The sequence below is a fragment of the Streptomyces sp. NBC_00885 genome (genome assembly GCF_045207475.1).
Lineage (GTDB): Bacteria > Actinomycetota > Actinomycetes > Streptomycetales > Streptomycetaceae > Streptomyces.
Genome location: NZ_CP108796.1, coordinates 5,542,974 through 5,561,549 on the forward strand (window position 1 = coordinate 5,542,974; position 18,576 = coordinate 5,561,549).

General features: G+C 69.1%; 14 protein-coding genes and 3 pseudogenes. 12 read left to right on the forward strand and 5 right to left on the reverse strand.

The genetic code is table 11. The annotated features are described in order from the left end of the window. Positions 1 to 13 precede the first annotated feature (13 nt). From iolB to OHA61_RS25320, 7 genes and pseudogenes are all read left to right on the forward strand, one after another. Positions 14 to 904 (forward strand): 5-deoxy-glucuronate isomerase, encoded by an 891-nt coding sequence (gene iolB, locus OHA61_RS25290; RefSeq protein WP_406304948.1) that lies wholly within the window; start codon positions 14 to 16, stop codon positions 902 to 904. Next, a complete protein-coding gene (gene iolD, locus OHA61_RS25295; RefSeq protein ID WP_406304949.1) occupies positions 901 to 2,781 on the forward strand; it encodes a 3D-(3,5/4)-trihydroxycyclohexane-1,2-dione acylhydrolase (decyclizing) in 1,881 nt (626 codons plus the stop codon). Before iolB ends, iolD begins: the two co-directional genes overlap by 4 nt. Before the next feature lie 26 nt (positions 2,782 to 2,807). Then, the gene (locus OHA61_RS25300; protein WP_406304950.1) at positions 2,808 to 4,307 is read left to right on the forward strand and encodes a CoA-acylating methylmalonate-semialdehyde dehydrogenase; all 1,500 of its coding nucleotides are present in this window, start codon (positions 2,808 to 2,810) and stop codon (positions 4,305 to 4,307) included. Between the two features lie 51 nt (positions 4,308 to 4,358). Next, a pseudogene (locus tag OHA61_RS25305) lies at positions 4,359 to 4,499 on the forward strand (DUF4291 family protein); the annotation flags it as partial. Between the two features lie 249 nt (positions 4,500 to 4,748). Further along, positions 4,749 to 5,033: a hypothetical protein gene (locus tag OHA61_RS25310; protein ID WP_406304951.1), complete on the forward strand. Its 285-nt coding sequence runs from the start codon at positions 4,749 to 4,751 to the stop codon at positions 5,031 to 5,033. Between the two features lie 60 nt (positions 5,034 to 5,093). After that, a pseudogene (locus OHA61_RS25315) lies at positions 5,094 to 5,617 on the forward strand (DUF4291 domain-containing protein). Between the two features lie 312 nt (positions 5,618 to 5,929). Then, on the forward strand, positions 5,930 to 7,216 hold the full coding sequence (locus OHA61_RS25320) for an ATP-binding protein (protein WP_406304952.1): 1,287 nt from the start codon (positions 5,930 to 5,932) through the stop codon (positions 7,214 to 7,216). A 244-nt stretch (positions 7,217 to 7,460) separates the two neighbouring features. Here OHA61_RS25320 and OHA61_RS25325 read toward each other — a convergent pair whose 3' ends face one another. Together OHA61_RS25325 and OHA61_RS25330 are read right to left on the reverse strand one after the other, a co-directional pair. Beyond that, complete coding sequence (locus OHA61_RS25325; RefSeq protein ID WP_406304953.1) at positions 7,461 to 8,036, reverse strand: hypothetical protein; 576 nt, start codon at positions 8,034 to 8,036, stop codon at positions 7,461 to 7,463. Positions 8,037 to 8,251: 215 nt separating this feature from the next. Next, positions 8,252 to 9,070, reverse strand: coding sequence for a hypothetical protein (locus OHA61_RS25330; protein WP_406304954.1), 819 nt, complete (start codon positions 9,068 to 9,070; stop codon positions 8,252 to 8,254). 226 nt (positions 9,071 to 9,296) lie between these two features. On the opposite strand from OHA61_RS25330, the pseudogene OHA61_RS25335 reads away from it, so the two are divergent. Continuing rightward, positions 9,297 to 9,543: pseudogene (locus OHA61_RS25335) on the forward strand (DUF4291 family protein); the annotation flags it as partial. A 3-nt stretch (positions 9,544 to 9,546) separates the two neighbouring features. Here the strand turns inward: OHA61_RS25335 and OHA61_RS25340 are convergent. Then, positions 9,547 to 10,734, reverse strand: coding sequence for a S8 family peptidase (locus OHA61_RS25340; RefSeq protein ID WP_406304955.1), 1,188 nt, complete (start codon positions 10,732 to 10,734; stop codon positions 9,547 to 9,549). A 186-nt stretch (positions 10,735 to 10,920) separates the two neighbouring features. Further along, positions 10,921 to 11,337, reverse strand: a complete 417-nt coding sequence (locus OHA61_RS25345) for a GNAT family N-acetyltransferase (protein ID WP_406304956.1) — start codon at positions 11,335 to 11,337, stop codon at positions 10,921 to 10,923. A 133-nt stretch (positions 11,338 to 11,470) separates the two neighbouring features. On the opposite strand from OHA61_RS25345, the gene OHA61_RS25350 reads away from it, so the two are divergent. Continuing rightward, entirely contained in the window at positions 11,471 to 14,236 is a 2,766-nt protein-coding gene (locus OHA61_RS25350; RefSeq protein ID WP_406304957.1) for an alpha/beta fold hydrolase, read from the forward strand. Beyond that, positions 14,233 to 15,090 (forward strand): ABC transporter permease, encoded by an 858-nt coding sequence (locus OHA61_RS25355; RefSeq protein WP_406304958.1) that lies wholly within the window; start codon positions 14,233 to 14,235, stop codon positions 15,088 to 15,090. Before OHA61_RS25350 ends, OHA61_RS25355 begins: the two co-directional genes overlap by 4 nt. Before the next feature lie 49 nt (positions 15,091 to 15,139). On the opposite strand, the gene OHA61_RS25360 is transcribed toward OHA61_RS25355, so the two are convergent. Then, on the reverse strand, positions 15,140 to 15,739 hold the full coding sequence (locus tag OHA61_RS25360; RefSeq protein ID WP_406304959.1) for a DNA-binding response regulator: 600 nt from the start codon (positions 15,737 to 15,739) through the stop codon (positions 15,140 to 15,142). 435 nt (positions 15,740 to 16,174) lie between these two features. Here OHA61_RS25360 and OHA61_RS25365 point away from each other — a divergent pair, with 435 nt between their 5' ends. Both OHA61_RS25365 and OHA61_RS25370 read left to right on the forward strand, forming a co-directional pair. Beyond that, on the forward strand, positions 16,175 to 17,776 hold the full coding sequence (locus OHA61_RS25365; protein ID WP_406304960.1) for a von Willebrand factor type A domain-containing protein: 1,602 nt from the start codon (positions 16,175 to 16,177) through the stop codon (positions 17,774 to 17,776). Positions 17,777 to 18,069: 293 nt separating this feature from the next. Beyond that, positions 18,070 to 18,540, forward strand: a complete 471-nt coding sequence (locus tag OHA61_RS25370; RefSeq protein ID WP_405597842.1) for a DUF1772 domain-containing protein — start codon at positions 18,070 to 18,072, stop codon at positions 18,538 to 18,540. Positions 18,541 to 18,576 lie beyond the last annotated feature (36 nt).

Sequence of the window (18,576 nt, forward strand, 5' to 3'; positions counted from 1 at the left end):
GTACGGAGAAGTCATGAGCGACCACGACGACCAGAAGCAGTATCTGCGGGCGGGCAGCGCGGCCGACGGGCCCTATACCCTCCGGATCGACCCGGAACAGGCCGGCTGGGGGTACTCCAGCCTGCGTGTACTGGAGCTGAAGCCGGGCGGTTCACACTCCCTCGTCGCCGGGGACAGTGAGTGGATCGTGCTGCCGCTCACCGGCGGTTGCACGGTGCAGACACAAGGCGAAATCTTTGAACTGCAGGGCAGAGAAAGCGTGTTCGGCGGAGTGAGTGACTTCGCCTATGTCCCGCGAGATGCCCATGCACAGATCGCCTCCGGTGCGGGAGGCCGCTTCGCCCTGGCAGGAGCGAAGTGCGAGCGACGACTCCCCGCTCGCTACGGCCCCGCGCCGGAGGTACCGGTCGAGCTGCGCGGCGCGGGCAACTGCTCGCGCCAGGTCAACAATTTCGCCGCGGCCGACACCTTCGACTGCGACAAGCTGATCGCGGTCGAAGTGCTCACACCCGGCGGGAACTGGTCCTCGTACCCGCCGCACAAGCACGACGAGCACCGCCCCGGAGCCGAGTCCGAGCTCGAGGAGATCTACTACTTCGAGATCGACCACGACGGCATGGGCTACCACCGCGTCTCCCCGTCGAGGCCCGGCGGTACGGACGTGCTGGCCGAGGTCCGCACCGGCGACGCGGTTCTCATCCCCGACGGCTGGCACGGCCCGTCCATCGCCGCGCCCGGCCGCGACATGTACTACCTCAATGTCATGGCGGGCCCGGGCGACACCCGGGAGTGGCTGATCTGCGACCACCCGGACCACGGCTGGATCCGCGACACCTGGCCGGCGCAGCCCGTCGACCCCCGCCTTCCCCTGTACGAAGCCGGAACCGAAGAGGGTGCCCGATGAGCAGTACGCGCCGACTCACCGTCGCCCAGGCCCTCGTCGCCTTCCTCGCCCGCCAGTACAGCGAGCGCGACGGCCGCCGCCACCGCCTGATCGACGCCACCTGGGGCATCTTCGGTCACGGCAATGTGGCCGGACTCGGCCAGGCGCTCCTGGAGTCCGGAACTGACATGCCGTACATCCAGGGCCGCAACGAACAGGCGATGGTGCACGCCGCTGTCGGTTACGCCCGCCAGTCACGGCGCCTCTCCGCCCACGCCGTGACCACATCCATCGGCCCCGGCGCCACCAACCTCGTCACCGGCGCGGCGCTCGCCACCATCAACCGGCTGCCCGTCCTGCTGCTGCCCGGCGACATGTTCGCGACCCGCCCCGCCGACCCGGTCCTCCAGCAGCTCGAACTCCCCTACGCGGGCGATGTGTCGGTCAATGACGCCCTGCGACCGGTCTCGCGCTATTTCGACCGGGTCACTCGTCCCGAGATGCTCATTCCGGCTGCCCTGCAGGCGATGCGCGTCCTCGCCGACCCCGCCGACACGGGAGCCGTGACGCTGGCCCTGCCCCAGGACGTGCAGGCCGAGGCGTACGACTGGCCGGAGGACTTCTTCGCCGAGCGCGTCTGGAAGGTGAGCCGCCCCAGGCCCGATCTGGACGCCCTCGAAGCGGCCCGCCGCGCACTGGCATCCGCCCGCCGCCCCCTGATCGTCGCGGGCGGTGGCGTCCACCACAGCGAGGCCGAGGAAGCGCTGAGGTCGTTCACCGGCGCCACCGGCATCCCGGTCGCCTCCACCCAGGCGGGCAAGGGGTCGCTGCCCCACGACCACCCCTGTGACGTCGGCGGAATCGGCCACACCGGCACCGCCACGGCCGACGAGCTCGCCCGCACCGCCGACCTCGTGATCGGCATTGGCACCCGCTGGTCCGACTTCACCACCGCCTCCGCGACCCTCTTCCAGAACCCCGCCGTCCGCTTCCTCAACATCAACATCACCGCCTTCGACGCCCACAAGATGGCCGGGCTCTCGCTGGTCGCGGACGCCCGTACTGCCTTGGCCGAACTGGCCGGGGCGCTCGGCACCCGCTTCCGCGTCGAGCCCGCCTACGCGACGGAGTACGGCGACGACAAGGAACGCTGGGAGCACCGCGTCGATGCGGCCTACGAGGCCGAGGACCCGGACACCCGCCCCACCCAGCCCCAGGTGCTCGGCGCACTCGACGCGCTGGTCACCGGCGACGACATCCTGATCAACGCGGCGGGCTCGCTCCCGGGCGACCTGCACAAGCTGTGGCGGGCCCGTTCCGCCGACCAGTACCACGTCGAGTACGGCTACTCCTGCATGGGCTACGAGATCCCGGCGGCCATCGGCGTCGGCATGGCCGCGCCGGGACGACCGGTGTGGGCGCTCGTCGGCGACGGTACATATCTGATGAACCCCACCGAGATCGTCACCGCCGTCCAGGAGAACGTCCCGATCAAGGTGATCATCCTGCAGAACCACGGATACGCCTCGATCGGCGGCCTCTCCGAGTCGGTCGGCGCCGAGCGTTTCGGCACCGCCTACCGCCACCGCTCCGCCGACGGTACGTACACGGGCGCCCCGCTCCCCGTCGACCTGGCCGCCAACGCCGCCTCCCTCGGGCTGCGTGTGATCCGCGCCAAGACGGTGCGTGACCTGCGCGAAGCGCTTGCCGAGGCGCGTGAGGCGGACGTCCCCACAGGTGTCTACGTCGAGACCGAAACGGCAGACACTGTGTCGGGCGCGCCACCGGCGCAGGCGTGGTGGGATGTTCCGGTGGCCGAGACCGCGACCCGCCCGTCGGCGGTCAAGGCCCGGGAGGAGTACGACCGGCAAGTCTCAGCCCGACGCCGCCATCTGTGACGCCGCCATCTGCGAAGGAGCACGAAATGAAGACCGTCAACCACTGGATCGGTGGCAAGACCGTCGAGGGCGCGTCAGGCAACTGGGGCCCGGTCACCGACCCGGCGACCGGCGCCGTCACCACCCAGGTCGCCCTCGCCTCGGCGGAGGAGGTCGACGCCGCCGTCAGCGCCGCGAAGGAGGCGTACGCCACCTGGGGCACGTCCTCGCTCGCCCAGCGCACCTCCATCCTCTTCCGCTACCGCGCACTGCTCGACGCGCACCGCGACGACATCGCCGCGCTGATCACCGCCGAGCACGGCAAGGTCCACTCCGACGCGCTCGGTGAGGTCGCCCGCGGTCTGGAGATCGTGGAGCTCGCCTGCGGCATCACCACCCAGCTCAAGGGCGAACTGTCCACCCAGGTCTCCAACCGGGTCGACGTCTCCGCGATCCGCCAGTCGCTCGGCGTCGTCGCCGGCATCACGCCGTTCAACTTCCCGGCGATGGTCCCGATGTGGATGTTCCCGCTGGCGATCGCCTGCGGAAACACCTTCGTACTGAAGCCCAGCGAGAAGGACCCCTCGCCCGCGAACTTCCTCGCGGAGCTGGCCGCCGAGGCGGGCCTGCCCGACGGCGTGCTCAATGTCGTCCACGGCGACAAGGTCGCGGTCGACGCGCTGCTCACGCACCCGGACGTCGCCGCGGTCTCCTTCGTCGGCTCCACGCCGATCGCCCGCTACATCCACGCCACCGCATCCGCCAACGGCAAGCGCGTCCAGGCGCTCGGCGGCGCGAAGAACCACATGCTGGTCCTGCCCGACGCGGACCTGGACGCGGCTGCGGACGCGGCGGTCTCGGCGGCGTACGGTTCCGCGGGCGAGCGCTGCATGGCGATCTCCGCGGTTGTGGCGATCAGCTCCATCGCCGACGAGCTGGTGGACAAGATCCGCGAACGCGCCGAGAAGATCAAGATCGGCCCCGGCAACGACCCCGTGTCCGAGATGGGCCCCCTGATCACCAAGGCCCACCGCGACAAGGTCGCCACCTATGTCACAGGCGCGGCGGCCCAGGGCGCGGAGGTCGTGCTCGACGGCACCGGCTACACGGTCGACGGCTTCGAGGACGGCCACTGGATCGGCCTGTCGCTGCTCGACAAGGTCTCCACCGACTCCGACGCGTACCGCGACGAGATCTTCGGACCGGTGCTGTGCGTGCTGCGCGCGGACACCTACGAGGACGGCCTGGCCCTCATCAACGCCTCCCCGTACGGCAACGGCACGGCCATCTTCACCCGCGACGGCGGCGCCGCGCGCCGCTTCCAGCTGGAGGTCGAGGCGGGCATGGTCGGCGTGAACGTGCCGATCCCCGTCCCCGTGGGCTACCACTCCTTCGGCGGCTGGAAGGATTCGCTCTTCGGCGACCACCACATCTACGGCAACGACGGCGTGCACTTCTACACCCGCGGCAAGGTCGTCACCACCCGCTGGCCGGACCCGTCGGAGGGCCACATCGGCGTGGACCTGGGCTTCCCGCGCAATCACTGACGCCCGCCCGTAATTCGGTGGTCCGGTCCGCCCAGGCCGGACCACCCTGCCATGCAAGAACCGCAGCGCCGTATCCGAGCGCTCCACACCGAATCCACAGTCACCGTCTTCCAGGCGTACCCTCCGGCCATCGGCCTCCCGGCCGCCCGCGACGGACGCTTTCCCGCGGCCTGGAAGCGGGACCGGATGACCTGAGTCATCAAGCCGCGTTCACAGCCTCTTCCGTGCTGCGGGCAGCCGTCGCCGAGGCTGCTCTCTCCACGTCGATGCCGTCTCGTGGCAGACGTGCACAGGGCCGTGTGTCCGGGCCGGCGGCCGCCGTTCGGATCACCCCAGGCGGCCCTTCAGGTGATTGCCGGACGCCTCATGAGCCAGGCAGCCGTCGCAGGGGTACGACGTCTCAGCAGAGGACGAATCCAGAACGCCGTGAGGAGCTTGACGATGTACGCAGCAGTCCGGCGGTACGAGGGGGTGACCGATTCGGCCGAGGCGGCACGTCTCGTGAACGAGGGGTTCGTGCCGCTCATGCGCGAGGTCTCCGGCTTCGTGGCCTATTACTGGATCGATACCGGGGACGGAGTGATGATCTCGACCAGCGTCTTCCAGGACCAGGCCGGTGTCGAGGAATCGATCTCGAGGGCTGCGGGCTTCGTGCGGGACAACCTTGCTTCACTGCTCCCCAACCCTCCCCAGGTCATGGCCGGCGAGGTGGTGGCTTTCGCATGACAGCGTTCGGGCGAGCCACATGAGATGCCCTCCAAGGCTGTACCGGCCTGCGGTGCCCACATGGTCGCCCTTCGCAGCGCCGATCCCGCGAGGTGCGTCGGCCGCAAAGAGGACTGTGAACACGGCTTGACCTGGATCAAACCGTCATTTCTGTCGATGATGTACCGCTGCGGCTGGGCAACGAAGGCAGGTCAGGAAACCGTCCTGGCTGTTGAGATCACCCGCGACGGATTCGAGTGGGCGCTGCGCAACGCGTGCCTGTCGAGCTAAGTCCGCGGGGTACACCCCGACCGCGCCACCTGGCAGCATCAGTTGAAGCGCGCGCCCACTCGCATCCAGTGGGACCCCGAGAGGGTCCTGCACCTGCAGCCCCTGCCGTACCGTTCCCTTCAACTCGGCCTCTCTGGCGAGGCGCACGACGCTACGCCGACGAATGGACGGTCGCCGTCCGCGACGTGACCCCACTCGCCCACGAGATCCACACGCTCGTACGCAGTGGCGACCTCGACTTGGCAGCCCGCCTGCTGCCCCAGGAGCGTCCGTACCCTGCCGTAAACGAACTACTGACCCACCTGCGTCCCTGATCGAGCAATCACAGCGCGCAAAAGACCGCGCCATTGGGTCACAGGACAGCACAGGCTCGCCGAGACGGGCGTCAAGCCAAGTACCCCGTTCGAGACGAACTGGGGGAGCCTGGTGCCCGACTGGCATCGCGCCGGTCGAGGACTGAAACAGCCGAAACGTGGCGCTGGACGGTGCGCACACAGAGCCGGCTGCACGACGGTCGTCGTCAGCCTTCGGAGGTCGACGACGTCGTCCGATGCGACTGCGGTGGCCTGCACGGTTCGGCGTCAGGAGCTTCAGCGGGAGACAATGGGAGTCCCGCACCGGGCGAGGTGGTGGCGATGCCCGCATGGCATCTGCGCGACTATCGCGACGACGATCTTGACCAGGCAATCCAGATCTGGGAGCAGAGCCGCCAGGCCGACGAGATCCCCGTTTTCCCGGTTGCCGAAGTGATGGCCGCGGCCCAGAACGGTCAGACGGCAGTCGTCGCTGTGATCGGCAACGAGCTGGTGGGCATGGCAGTGGCGCACGCGCACGGCACCCGAGCGTGGGTTCTCCTGGTGGCGCTCGCCTCCCGCTGGCGCGAGCGCGGGATCGGCAGTGCCCTGCTCGCCGAGCTGGAACGCCGCTTGCAGGCACTGGGTGTGCGCCGCATCAGCGCCCTTCTCCCCGCCCACGGGACCGGCACCAAAGCCCTCCAGCACTCCGGCTACCTGTCCAGGGAGGACCTGACCTACTACGAGAAAATCGAACCACGCAGAACCGCCGACACCGACGTGCTCACGGCACTGGGCGGCCGGTTGCTGCCCGATGGGCTCTGGGACGCCATGGCCGGCATGGAGCAGGAGAAGCAGGTCGTCGAACGGCGGATCGTGCTCCCCTTGGCGGAGCCGACGCTGGCCGACCGCTACGGCGTGGCCCCACCGAAAGCGGTCATCCTGTTCGGTCCACCCGGCACGGGAAAGACCAGCTTCGCCAAGGCGGTGGCCTCGCGGCTCGACTGGCCATTCGTGGAGCTCTTCCCGTCCCGGCTCGCGGCCGACACAAGCGAGGGGCTGGCCGCGGCGCTGCGGCAGGCATTCGCGGACCTGGCGGAGCTGGACTCGGTACTGCTCTTCATCGACGAGGTCGAAGAGATCGCCGGCGTACGATCCGGGCAGGCGGTCGACCCCGGACATGGGGTGACCAACGAGCTGCTCAAACTCATCCCCGGCTTCCGAGAGCACGACGCCCGGCTGCTGATCTGCGCCACCAACTCGGTACGTTCTCTCGACGCGGCCTTCCTGCGGCCGGGCCGCTTCGACTATGTCATCCCGATAGGGCCACCGGACCCAACCGCCCGCGCGGCGATCTGGGCGCGCTATCTCGGGGCCGCGGCCGATACGGTGGACATCACACAACTGGTCCGGGCCAGCGAGCTGTTCACCCCGGCCGACATCGAGTTCGCTGCTCGCAAGGGGGCACAGGCGGCATTCGAACGCGAAGTCACGCATCGTCAGGGTGGATCGGCCAGCACTGATGACTACATGACCGCCATCGCCGATACCCGGCCAACGCTCACCGCACAGGCGCTCGAAGAGTTCACCGAGGACATCCAGAAGTACATTCGGCTTTGACGCCAATCCGAAGGTGGGTCATACGGTGGATGCGGGTTTTGACCCCAGCGGCACGTGTCGGTTCGTCGGCCTCCGGCGCTCAGCAGCGTGCCGCCGGGTTCCCGCCCTGCGTAGATCCTGCGCCTTCAGCCTGACTGCTCACATGGCAGAGCAGGCTCGGCGGGACGGGGATCTCGTGCCCGGTCGGTGTCGCGAAGGCCGAGGGGGCCTCTCGGAGCAGGTGACGGCGACGCTGAAGGCGCTACTAGTCCCCCACCTTGTACGCCGGGTCCACATAGCAGGGTGAGGTCAGCGACACCGACAGACTGTCACGGGCTTCCTTCTCCCACTTGGAGGCGTTCTTGTACGTCGAGGGAAGCAGCAGCTCGATCGTTGCGGTGTGGTGGTCCTTCTCGTGCTCGACGTCGAGTTGGAGCTGCTTGGCCTCCGACCTGGCGGGCTCGAAGCGCACGACCGTCCATCCCTTGGCGGACAGGTCCTTGTGGAGCTTGTTCATCGCCTGCTTCAGGCTGTCGGCGGAGGGGCCGTACATGGACCAGAAGTGGCGGACCCGGAAGCCGTTGTCCACGCCGTCGCAGGGGGCGGCGTCGGGGGCTCCTGTGTTGGCCTCCCTCAGGCCGGACGTTTCGAAGATCGTGCTGGACTGGCCGCGCACCAGGTCCTTGGCGACGGATACCGACTTCTTCTGCGGTTCGTAGTCCAGACCGCCGTTGTCGTCGTTGCTCATGGCTGTGCATCCTGTCGCGAGAAGGAGGGTGGTGGCCGCGAGGGCGCCGAGCCGTGCGGTGGCACGTCCGGCATGGTGATCAGTTGCTGCCATTCGACTCATCCCGATGTCACTTCGTTGTATCGGCCCACGGTGATCCGGGCCTGGTAATTGAGGCTCTCCGTGCCTTCGTCGCAGTAGCCGCTGTGGCCGCGGGAACCGTCCGTGGAGACGATCTTCGCGCCGATCGAAGATCTGTCGAGTTCTGGCGAATAGTCGGAAGCCCCAACGGCATGGGCGGAGCACACTGGTTGACCGCGCAGACGGCGCTAGCCGCCCTTGGTCCGACGATGAGAGACCTGCTCCCGTGCCGTGCGCCAACGTGACCGTGTCTGCTCGACCACGCCGTCCCACTGCTGGCGGACCTCATGGTCTGAGGGGCGCCGGCCGTGACGGATCCGACTGAGCTCGTCTCGTACTTCTCGTCCAAGGGCAGCCGATGCGACGAGGACGAGCATGACTGCGAAGAGGGCCGAGATCATCGCGAAGACGGCGCCGACCACCCCGTAGCGTGAGACGTAGGAGTTGAAGAGACGCGGCAGGTAGAGCGTTGCGCCCACGTAGTAGACGGCTGTCAGTACGGCTGCGGTGACGCCGAAAGGGATCAGGTCGGGCCAGGTGATCCGCTTCGCTGACAGGATCCAGCCGCTCCAGACAAGGAACACGGCGGTTACCGATGCCTCGCCGACCGCGGTCACCAGACCTAGCCCGCTCCCGCCGAGGAAAGCGGAGAGCCACCCGGTGACCACTGCGTAGGCACCAAGGGTGAGGATCCACCACAGACCGTTTCGTGTGTTGCGCACGCTGAGGGGCTTGAGTTCCCATGTCTGTTCGAAGAGCCGCTGCGAGGCTCGCGCGAAGCTCAGCACCGAGATCGTCAGGAAAACCACACCGAAGACGCCCACGCTCGCGCTTGTGCTCTCGGCAGGGGAGAAGAGGGAGTTGACTGCCTCGGCGCCCGCTCCGGTGAGGCTGTAGCGCTTGATGATCCGCTCTGCGGAGTCGTAGTGGACGACATCGCTCAGGACGGCGCTGCCGAGGATTGCCAGCGGGACCAGAGCGGTGAGAGCGCTGGACGCCAGGGCCATCGAGCGGTCGAAACCAACGATCTTCTGAAACCGGTTGATGACTCGCAGAGCGAAGGCGGGACGCAGCCAGAACGTCAGCGTTCTGACGAGACGCTCGCGATTGATTCTCGCCGTCCTGCCCTCCGTGAAGATCGGAACCTGTTGGGGCGCGGCGCGAGCTTAACCGACGGTCATGGGGTCGATCACGGGCGACACGGATGTTTGGCTCAAGGGCTGTGAGCGGAGCTTGACCTGGATCAAGCCCTGTTCCTGTGGACGATGTACCGCTGCGGCTGGGGCACCAAGGAGGCGGCCAGGAGACGGTCCTCGCCGTCGAGGTCAGCCGCGACGGCTTCGAGTGGGCTATGCCACACGCGCTCGTACGGGACGGTGAACTGGACGCCGCGGGCAGGCTTCTGCCCGAGGAGCGCCCGTACCCGGCTGGGCAGGAGCTCCTCGGGCAGTTGATCGGTCAGAAGAACCGGCTCGGCTAGAACCTAGAACAGCGAGTACAGCAGCTTGTTCGGGGAACCGGTCCGCGGGTCCTGGACCTTGCCCGTCGTCGCGCCGTTCACGATCGCGTCCCTGACCTGCGCCGGGGTCGCCGTCGCGTGCGTCGACAGATACAGCGCCGCGATGCCCGCCGTGTGCGGCGTCGCCATCGACGTGCCCGAGATCGTGTTCGTCGCCGTGTCGCTGTCCTTCCACGACGAGGTGATGTTCACGCCCGGTGCGAACAGGTCCAGGCACGTCCCGTAGTTGGAGAACGACGCCCTGCGGTCCGCGTTGTCCGTCGCGCCGACCGTGATCGCCTCGGGGACTCGGGCCGGCGAGTAGTTGCACGCGTTCGCGGGGAGGCCGAGGAAGTTGCCGTTGCCGGCGGCGATCGCATAGCTGACGCCCGAGGCGATGGACTTCTTCACCGCGTTGTCCAGCGAGGTGTTCACCCCGCCGCCCAGGCTCATGTTGGCCACCGCCGGTTTCTTCGCGTGGGCGGTCACCCAGTCGATCCCCGCGATGACCCCGGCCGTCGTTCCGGAGCCCTGGCAGTTCAGGACACGTACGGCGATGAGCTTGACGGCCTTGGCCACGCCATACGTCCTGCCGCCGACCGTGCCTGCCACATGCGTGCCGTGGCCGTTGCAGTCCTGGCCGTTCTGGCCGCCGCCCACGGTGTCCGTGCCGACGCTCGCGCGGCCGCCGAACTCGCTGTGGGAGGTGCGGATCCCGGTGTCGATGATGTACGCGTTCACGTTCGACGCGGTGGTTTTGTAGGTGTACGACTTCGACAGCGGCAGGTTGCGCTGGTCGATGCGGTCGATGCCCCAGGTCGGGTTGGCCTGGGTGTCATTGAGGCGGACCGTGGCGTTCTGCTCGACGTACGCCACGCGCGGATCGGCGGCGAGCTTCGCCGCTTTCTCGCCGGACATGGTCGCGGAGAAGCCCTGGAGGACGCTGCGGTAGGTGAGTTTCGGTGTGACGCCCAGATCGGCGGCGCGGGTCGAGCCGTCCTTGAGGACGACAATCCAGCTGTTGTGTATGGCAGTTGCAGTGGGAGCGAGACGAAGATCGCCGAGGGGCGCGCTCTGCGCGGTGGGGGAGGCGGCGAACTGGAGACCGGCGGCAAGGGCGATTACGGGTATCAGCGCCCCGAAGCGTCGGGCAGTGGCTCTCATCTCGTGCACCTACCTTTCGTTGACCGATGACGGACAAGTACGGGCGTGCATGGTGCCAGGAGCTGCATATGCGCTGGCCAGGGTCTTGTGACGTGACCTGCGACACAAGACAGCTTCGCCACTTGCCGCATGACGGATCCACACATTGTGAACACCCAGAAGGTCACAAATCGGCGCTCGGGCCCCCGGTGTTCACTACCGGGCCGGGAACTCCCAGGTGAGCATCGCGAACACCCCGTCGTCCTTCGCGCCCGTCGAGCGGTACGTCGCCAGCGCCGCGTCATTGTCCGTGTCCACGCCGACCCAGAGGTCGTAGCAGCCGCGCTCGCGCGCCACCTCACGCAGCGCCTCGACCAGGGCCCGTCCGATGCCGCGCCTGCGATACGGCTTGTCCACCGACAGCTCGTACAGACACATCTCCGTCCCCTTGTCGGGGTGGAGCATCTCGATGCCCGAGACCATTCCGGCCGGAGCCCCCTCGACATAGGCGATCAGCATCAGATGCCCGGGCGCCGCGAGGAAACGCTCCGCCCACTCCGCCCGCGCCGGCCCGTCATAGAGATGCTCGGCCGCGACGAGCTCGGCCACCGTGGTCGCGCGCCGGATGTCCATACGGGTCCCTTCGGGGCGGCGGTGCATACCGCGTCTGGTGTACGAGGACCGTACTGCGTACTACTCGAGGAGGCTCAGCAGTTCCGCCTGGCGGCAGCCGAGAGGGAACAGGGATCCGCTTAGGGTTTCAAGCATGCAGATCCGACTTCCCGGGCCGCGCGGCCGATGGCTCGCAGGCGTCGCCGCCTTCGCCGTTCTCGCCGGAGCGGGCACCTGGACCGCGGTCGCCGACGACGGCGCACCGGCCGTGCAGCGTGAGGACCGGGTGCAGGAGATGCCCGGGGCGAAGATCGACACCTCCTACTTCACGACGGGCGGCAAGGAGCGCCGTCCCGCCGTGCTCCTCGGCCACGGCTTCGGCGGCAGCAAGGACGACGTACGCTCCCAGGCCGAGAAGCTGGCCCGCGACGGATACGCCGTGCTGACCTGGTCCGCCCGCGGCTTCGGCACATCCACCGGGCAGATCGGGCTCAACGACCCCGATTTCGAGGTCAAGGACGTCTCGCGGCTCATCGACTGGCTGGCGAAACGGCCCGAGGTGCAGCTGGACGCGAACGGTGACCCGCGCGTCGGCGTCGCCGGTGCCTCCTACGGCGGAGCCATCTCGCTGCTTGCCGCCGGATACGACAAGCGCGTCGACGCCATCGCCCCCGCCATCACGTACTGGAACCTCTCCGACGCGCTCTTCCCGGACGGCGTCTTCAAGAAGCTCTGGGCCGGGATCTTCTTCTCGACCGGCTCGGTGGGCGCGCCGGGCACCTCCGAAGACCGGCCCACCGACGCACCGGCCGACGCACCCGCCGGGGACACGGCCCCAGGCGGTGCCGGGCCTCAGGGCGCAGCCGGAGCCGCCACCCCCGCCGGGCCCGCCAACCCGGGCGGTTGCGGACGCTTCCAGCCCGCGTTGTGCGCGATGTACGAACGCGTCGCCGTTGCCGGAAAGCCCGACGCCGCCGCCGAGCAACTCCTTGAGCGTCGCAGCCCCTCCGCCGTCGGTGAGCGCATCAAGGTGCCCACGCTGATCGTGCAGGGCCAGTCCGACTCCCTCTTCCCGCTCGCGCACGCCGATGCCATGGCCAAGCGGATCAGCGCCAACGGCGCGCCCGTCTCCGTCGACTGGATCGTCGGCGGCCACGACGGCGGCGACCGGGAGGCCGGCCGGATCGAGTCCCGGATCAGCGACTGGTTCGGCCGCTATCTCAAGCAGGACAAGAGCACCGACACCGGACCCGCCTTCCGCGTCAGCCGCACCGGAGGCATCGACTCCACCGACGGTCAGGCGCTGCTGCGCGGCGCGACCGGCGACCGCTACCCGGGGCTCACGAGCGGTGCTCAGCCCATCGCGCTCACCGGCCGCGAGCAGAGTTTCTCCAACCCGGCCGGCGGCACTCCGCCCGCCATCTCCGCGGTCCCCGGCCTCGGCGGCGGCCTCGGTCAGCTCTCCTCCCTCGGTCTCGGTCTCTCCCTCGACTTCCCCGGCCAGTTCGCACGCTTCGACTCCGCGCCCCTCCAGCAGTCCTTGCGGATCACCGGCTCGACGACTGCCCGCGTCAAGGTCACCTCCTCCAGCGGTGAAGCGGTTCTGTTCGGCAAGGTCTACGACGTCGGGCCCGACGGCCGTGAACAGGTGCTGCCCTCCCAGCTCGTCGCTCCCGTCCGCGTCGAGGACGCCAAGCAGGGCAGGGACGTCGCACTGACCCTGCCGGCCGTGGACCATCAGGTCGACGCCGGACACCGGCTGCGGCTGGTCCTGTCCGCGACCGACCTCGGCTATGCGTCCCCGGCCGCACCCGCCACGTACACCGTCGCGCTCGCTGCAGGCGGCACCCTGGCGGTGCCCACCGCACCCGCCGTGAAGACCCAGGCCGCTGGACTTCCCTGGTGGACCTGGGCGCTCCCGGCCGCGGGCGCACTGATCGCGGCGGCGCTCCTGCTCACCGCCCGGCGCAGGGTCCTCGCCCCGGCGCCCGACCCCGGGCTGGCCGAAGTGCCGCTGGAGATCACCGGCTTGACCAAGCGGTACGCCAAGTCCGCCGACCGGTATGCCGTACGGGAGCTGTCCTTCCGCGTCGAGAAGGGCCAGGTCCTCGGCCTGCTCGGCCCCAACGGCGCGGGCAAGACCACCACCCTGCGCATGCTGATGGGTCTCATCCGGCCCGACGAGGGCGAGATCCGCGTCTTCGGCCACGCCATCCGCCCCGGCGCGCCCGTCCTGTCCCGGGTCGGCGCGTTCGTCGAGGGCGCGGGCTTCCTGCCGCATCTCTCGGGCCGCGACAACCTGGAGCTCTACTGGCAGGCCACCGGCCGCCCCGCCGGCGATGCGCATATCGAGGAGGCTCTGGAGATCGCGGGTCTCGGCGACGCACTCGCCCGCGCCGTACGCACTTACTCGCAGGGAATGCGTCAGCGCCTCGCGATCGCCCAGGCCATGCTCGGCATGCCGGATCTGCTGATTCTCGACGAGCCGACGAATGGACTCGACCCGCCCCAGATCCGCGAAATGCGGGACGTGATGATCCGGTACGCGGCCGCGGGCCGCACGGTGATCGTCTCCAGTCACCTCCTCTCCGAGGTCGAACAGTCCTGCACCCATCTCGTGGTCATGGACCGCGGCCGGCTGGTGCAGGCGGGACCGGTCGCGGAGATCACCGGCGAGAGCGACACCCTGCTCGTCACCACCGCCGAGGAGGTTGCGGATCCGGTGGTCGAGAAGATCGCCGCACTGCCGGGAATCGGCTCGGCGTCCCGTACGGACGACGGACTGCTTGTACGCCTCGACGGGGCCACGGCCACCGGCATGATCGCCGAACTCGTCCGTCTGGATGTGCCGTTGACGGGCGTCGGTCCGCACCGCCGCCTGGAGGATGCCTTCCTCACCCTGATCGGAGGTTCCGCATGAGCACGCTGGTCGAGTCGGCCCCGGGCTACCGGGGGCGCCACACCCTGCCCCTGCGTGTCGAGGCCGTACGGCAGCTGAAGCGCAGGCGGACGCTGGTCATGGCCGGGGTGCTGGCCGCGCTGCCCCTCATTCTGATCGCCGCCTTCGCGATCGGCGGCACCCCGGACGGCGGGGACAGCGGTCGGGTGACCCTGATGAACACGGCCACCGCGTCCGGGGCGAACTTCGCGGCCACCTGTCTGTTCGTCTCAGCGGGCTTCCTGTTGGTGGTGCCGGTGGCGCTGTTCTGCGGCGACACCGTGGCGTCGGAGGCCAGCTGGTCGTCCCTGCGCTATCTCCTCGCCGCTCCCGTGCCGCGCACCCGGCTGCTGTGGTCCAAGCTGGCGGTGGCGCTCGGCTTCAGCGCGGCGGCGATGGTGCTGCTGCCGCTGGTGGCTCTGGCGACGGGCACCATGGCTTACGGCTGGGGGCCGCTGGAGCTGCCCACGGGCGGCTCCCTGGACACCGGCGACACTCTGCCGCGTCTGGGACTGGTCGTGGCGTTCATCTTTGTCTCCCAACTGGTCACGGCCGGGCTTGCGTTCTGGCTGTCCACCAAGACCGACGCCCCGCTGGGCGCGGTCGGCGGCGCGGTGGGTCTGACGATCATCGGCAATGTGCTGGACGCGGTCACGGCGCTCGGGTCATGGCGTGATGTGCTGCCCGCGCACTGGCAGTTCGCGTGGATCGACGCGCTCCAGCCACAGCTGGAGTGGAACGGCATGGTGAAGGGCGCGGCGGTCTCGGTGACGTATGCGCTGGTGCTGTTCGCGCTCGCCTTCCGGAACTTCTCCCGCAAGGACATCGTGTCCTAGGCCCTGTCCGGCCGGACAGGGCTTAAGGGGTCTCCGGCGAGTCGCATCGCTACAGCCAGCCCCGACGAGCCGCTTCCGCTCCCGCCCGGAAGCGGCTCGTCGTGCCGAGAGCGGTGAGCAGTTCACCGACGCGGCGGCTGTATGTGCGCCCCGACATGCCGAGCCGGGCCGCGGCCGCCTCGTCCGTGAGCCCGGTCAGCATGGCGTGGAGCACGGAGCGCAGATGGGCCGGCACAGGGCCGACCATATGCCGGGTCGGATCATCGCCCGTGTCCCACCAGGTGCGGTGTGTGCGGACCAGGGCCTGGACGACGACAGGATCGCGGATCAACAGCACGCCGTTGTAGTGCAGTTCCAGATCGAGCGGCACGGCAGCGACCGTGCGGTCCGCGACGACCATCTTGAACGGAATGGAGTCCGTCACCCTGACCGCGCCGGGGCAGCGCAACGGCTCCCGTATATGAGTCAGCCCCTGCCGGGGTGCGATACGACGGACCGCCGCGATCTGCCCGGTGGTCGAACGCACGCAGGCGTCGGCGAATTCGAGGAACCGCTCCGGAATGCCCTGGCCCAGCGCACCTGCCGGGTCGTCGAAGCTGAGGAGCTCACGGCGTGCGGAGCGGACCAGCCGGGTCAGAGCCGCTCTCACCTTCGCTGCTCCTTGAACAGGCTGCCCAGGCGCGTCGCGCAGAACAGACCGTGAAACCTCTGGACCGAGCACGGAGCCCGGAACCACCCCCACTGTCATCGCAGATCATCCCCCCCGCCATCCACGCAGACATACGGTCCGTCCCCTTCGGATTCGCATGCCACTCCATGTACGCACACGAATGCACATGGTGACAAGCGCCTGGTCGGGGACTGGCGAGTCCTTGCCAGTCTCTTCGTTTCCGAGCGGTGGCCGGTCACAATGGAGGCAGGAGAGACGAGTGCGAGCGGTCGAGCCGCTGAGGGAGTTGCCCTTCCCGGGCGGGGCAACTCTCGCCCGCCGTTGCCGCATTGAGATTCATCCGCAACTCCTTCGACTGCTCCCTGGAGCCGTCTCGGACGTCACATTCACAAGTGACGATCCAGGGGAGCCCAGATGAAGCTCAGCACACGGACGTACAGGGGAGCGGCGGCCGCGATACTGGCCGGCGGCATGCTGCTGACCGCGGGCTGCGGGGCGGGAGGCCAGGCCGACCGGTCCCACAGCGGCGAGCAGCGGGCGAACGACGGCTCGAAGCCCGCACCCGCGCCGATCGCGCCGGACGGCGGGGGAGGCGCACCCGCGGAGGGGGTTGACGGCGGGTCGGAAGGACAGCGAAAAGACGACGCGCTCCAGGACTCAAGGCCCCCGGCCGACTATCTGTCGACCTTCGCGCTCGACGTCGACACCGCCTCGTACGGCTATGCCCGCCGCACACTCGCCGACGGACAGCGGCCGCAGCCCGGTGACATCAGGCCCGAGGAGTTCGTCAACAGCTTCCGGCAGGACTACCCGCGGCCGAAGGGCGACGGATTCTCCGTGACGGTCGACGGTGCACGGACCCGTGGCGCCGAGGGCGAAGTGGACGGGGAGGGCTGGTCGGACGGGGAGGGCTGGTCGCTGGTTCGCGTGGGGCTCTCGACCCGCCCCTCCGACCGCGCGGGCGAACGGCCGCCCGCCGCCCTCACGTTCGTCATCGACATCTCCGGCTCCATGGCCGAGCCGGGCCGCCTCGACCTCGTCCAGGAATCGCTGGGCATCCTCACCGACGAGCTGCGCGACGACGACTCGATCGCCGTCGTCACCTTCAGCGACGAGGCCGAGACCCGGCTGCCGATGACCCGGCTCAAGGGCAGCCGCGAGCGGATCCACTCGGTGATCGACAGCTTGGAGCCGACCGACTCCACCAATGTCGAGGCGGGCGTACGGACCGGCTACGACGAGGCGGTCGAGGGCTGTCGCCGCGGAGCCACCAATCGCGTCGTGCTCCTCTCCGACGCCCTCGCCAACACCGGCGAGACCGACGCCGACGCGATCCTCGACCGCATCGACGACGCGCGTCGGGAGTACGGCATCACGCTTTTCGGCGTGGGCGTCGGCAGTGAATACGGAGACGAGCTGATGGAGCGGCTCGCCGACAAGGGCGACGGCCACACCACGTACGTCTCCACCAGCCAGCAGGCCAGGAAGGTCTTCGTCGACCAACTGCCCACCCATGTCGAGCTGCGCGCACGGGACGCCAAGGCGCAGGTGGCCTTCGACCCCAAGACCGTCAAGCAGTTCCGGCTCATCGGCTACGAGAACCGCGCGGTCGCGGACGAGGACTTCCGCAACGACCGTGTGGACGGCGGCGAGGTCGGCCCGGGCCACACGGTGACGGCGCTGTACGCGGTACGGCTGCGGGAGGACGCGAGCGGTCATGTCGCGACGGCGACGGTCCGCTGGCTCGACCCACGCACACGCGCGCCGCACGAGCAGACGGGCTCCGTCGAGACCGACGCGATCGACGGCGCGCTGTGGGGCGGAGCCTCCAAGAGGCTCCAGATCACGGCGGTCGCGGCGTACTTCGCCGAATCGCTGAGGGGCGGCTCGATGCCGGGCGCGCCGGGTCTGGGCGAACTGGCCGAGCGGGCAGGGTCGCTGGCGAAGTCGACCGAGGACGGCGCGGTGCGGCAGCTGGCGGAGGCGATCAGGCAGGCGCAGAAGCTGCGGGACTGAGACGAGGGTGAGACGGCGCGGCGGTCGGGCTGCGCCCTGACGACGGCTCGGCGCTGGTCGGGCTGTGCCGTGGTCACGGCGCGGCGGTCGGGCCCGGCTGCAGCCCGGCCGCGCGGGGTCGCCTGCCTGTCGCCAGTCACCTGTCGCCTCGTGCAGGAGGCGGGCGGCGTCGCCGCGCGCCGCCCCGTACTGCCGCCCAGCCCCGGTGCGCGCCGCTCCAGCACGACGATCCGGCCGGGGCTCTGTCGTCATGGTGCTGTGTCGGCGAGACACGGAGGGACATGATGTGGGCCATGGCCACCCTTCTGCTCGCCCTCGCCATCATCTCCACCGGTCTGTACGCGGGGTTCATGCTGACGTTCCGGACCGGGGTCATGCCCGCTCTCGCCCGGCTGTCCGACGATCAGTTCCTCACCGCCATGCGCCGGATCAACGAGGTCGTGCCGCGCCCGCTCTTCCTTCTGATCTTCTTCGGGATCATCGCCTTCCCGGCCGCGGCCCTCGCCGTCCCCGTCGACGGGCGCACGGACACCCAGCGTTGGCTGATCGTCGCGGGCCTGGTGTGCGCGGTCCTCAATCACCTCGTCACCGTCGTCGGCAACATCCCGCTGAACAACGCCCTCGCGACGTCGGAGAACGACCCCTCTGCCGGACCCGACAGCGAGGTCCGCGCGGCCTTCGAGCCCCGCTGGAACGTCCTGCATCTGATCCGCACACTGTTCACGATCGCGTCGTTCGCCCTGCTGGTCAGTGCCGCGCTGTAGCGACGTGACAGCACCGGTGCCCCCAGAGGCCACCGA